The sequence below is a fragment of the Spirosoma spitsbergense DSM 19989 genome (assembly GCF_000374085.1).
In the GTDB taxonomy this organism is placed as follows: domain Bacteria; phylum Bacteroidota; class Bacteroidia; order Cytophagales; family Spirosomataceae; genus Spirosoma; species Spirosoma spitsbergense.
Map to the genome: position 1 here is coordinate 1 of NZ_KB893498.1, position 2,531 is coordinate 2,531.

At 53.0% G+C, this 2,531-nt stretch carries 2 protein-coding genes; both read right to left on the reverse strand.

Annotated features, from left to right (window positions below; translation table 11 throughout):
* The gene (locus B157_RS0111440; RefSeq protein WP_020603461.1) at positions 1–780 is read right to left on the reverse strand and encodes a response regulator; all 780 of its coding nucleotides are present in this window, start codon (positions 778–780) and stop codon (positions 1–3) included.
* Between the two features lie 14 nt (positions 781–794).
* Positions 795–2,531 (reverse strand): sensor histidine kinase (locus B157_RS35110; protein WP_020603462.1); only part of this gene is annotated, 1,737 nt, incomplete at its 5' end.

Consider the following 2,531-nt stretch of genomic DNA (forward strand, 5'->3'; position numbering starts at 1 on the left):
CTACTGGCCAAACCGGAAGCGCTTCATAAACACTTCTTTGTAACTACGGCCTAACGGCAGCTTCTGTTGCTGTATGCTTACCTCCTGGTCCGTAAAGGCATCAATGTGCTCGATATTGACTACAAATGACCGGTGAATGCGTACAAATCGTGGTTCGTTAATCTGCTCCACAACCATACTCAATGCCAGCCGCAGGGCGTACCGCCTGGCGATTGTCACCAGCATCGTATGCGCATCTTCCGCTTCCAGGTACAGGATATCGCTCAGCTTAATTTTGACGAACTGATAATTCACTTTGACAAAAAGTGCATCGTCTCCCTGCAGAAAAATTTCGCGGGTGTGCTCTTTCTGGGTGATTTCACCGGAGTTATTAGGGGCTGTTTCAGGCAGCGGATGCATCTGGCGAGCGAAGTTGCCCATTGCCATGTCGATAGCGACCCGTAACTGGGCCAGATGGACGGGTTTTACGATATACGCTAAGGGGGTGGTTTGCCCCGCCCGCTCCAGGGTAGCCTTGTCCGAATAAGCCGTCAGGTAGATCAGGGGCAAAGGCCGCTGGGCCAGAATCCGCTGGGCGGTTTCGATGCCGTCCCAGTCGCCCTTGATGTGAATATCACACAACAGCAGATCAACGGGGTGCTCGGCAAACAAGGCCAATGCCTGCTTCCCACTGGCGGCTACTCCTACCACCCGATAGCCTTCTTTTTCTAACTTAGCCTTCAGGTCCAAGGCCAGAATGGCTTCATCTTCAACAATGAGTATGTGTAACTGATGGTTCATAGGCAGGGATAGCGCTAAGCGGATACCAGCATGGGTTCAGTAATATGAAGGTGGAAGTAAGCACCCCTTAACCCGGTGTCCGATTCTACCCGGCTTACAGGCGCATGGCTAACAGGTTCGGGTAAACGAGCCAGACACCGACTGCCGACCGTCATTAATCCCCCTACCTGCTGACTCAATGAGTTTATCAACTGCCAGCCGAACGACTCCAGTTGTTCGGGATGCTGCCAACGTTCGGTATCAAAACCCGGACCGTTGTCCTCTACCTCTAACGTAAGCCCATCGTTGTGTTGAAGGCGAATGGACAGGGCCGGCCGATCCACGTCCCTGTAAGCATGTTTGAAGGCATTCGTCAGGAGCTCGTTTAGAATCAAACCCAGTGGAATGGCCATATCTACGTTTACCTCGTGCTGATCGACCATAATCCTTAAATCAAAGGTGTCGTGGGAGTATCCATAGGCTTGCATAAGACTTTCGGCCAAGTCTGTTACGTACTCGCCCAGATTGACACGCAGTACATTATCGGTTCGGTACAACCGCTGATGAATTAGCGACATGGCATCGACCCGATGCTGTCCCTGCTCCACAGCCCGTATGGCATCCGGGTCGGTCAGCCGATCGGATTGTAAACTGAGCAGGCTGGAAACGATAGCGAGGTTATTCTTGACGCGGTGGTGCAGTTCTTTCATCAGCGTCTTCAGCTGGTCTGACTGCTCGGTCAGTTGACGGCTGTTGGTCGTGATTAACTCATTCTGGACCGACAACCGGGCGTTCGTCCGTCGAATGGTCTGGTACTGGGTTATCAACGCACCCAGTAGGAGAATCAGCAAACCCAGGCCACCGGCCATGTACTGAACCTGCCGCGTTTTTTTCTGGTTCTGCTGGTCCAGCACGGCCAGTTGGCGCGTCCGTTTCTGGGTTTCATACCTGGTTTGGAGTTCGGCTACGGCCCGGGCTTTCTCTACCTCGGCGCTCGCCCTGATCTGAGCCAGCTTTCGGGATTCCTCTGCTTGCAACGTAGCAATAACGGTAGCTTTTTCGGCCTCGATTGTGGCTACTTCACGGGCTTTGGCCAATGCCAGATTGGCTTTAATAGTGGCCAGTTCCTGGGCCATCTGCACATCAAAACGCCCCTGAAGCTGGGTGACCACCCGCGTTTTCTCCAGATTCATCAGGGAGTCTTCCAGCTTCTTCTGTTGCACGACGTAGCCATACGCTTTGTCGTACTGACCGGCTGCCGCATACAGCTCGGCCATGGTCCGGTACACCGAACGAGTGAGCGGAGCATCTTTGCTGGCATTTACGGCTGCCACCGCTTTCTCACCGTACTGGACAGCCTGCTCAACCTGACCAAGTCCCCGGTAAGCACTGGCCAGATTGCGGTAATTATGGGCAATGCTGGTAGTTCGGTTCAAGGGTAGATTGATGGCCAGGGCTTTATTGAGGTAAGGAATCGCCTGTTGATACTCGTGCTGGGCAATATGATTCTTTCCCAGGTTATTATAGATGACCCGGTAGGCTTCTGGCTGGGCGTGGACTTCATCGTTAATGGCCAGGGCTTTTAGGAAACAATCTCTCCCCCGTTGAAACTGTCCTAAGTCCTCATACAAAATACCCAGGTTGACGTAGTTCTCGGATAATAGGAGGGGCACATTCAGGTGCTCGTTGATGGCGATGGCCTTGTGCATGTAGGTAATTCCCTGCTCAGTATGCGCGCGCACCTGCTGGTTCTCCCCTATGGTTTTGTAGAG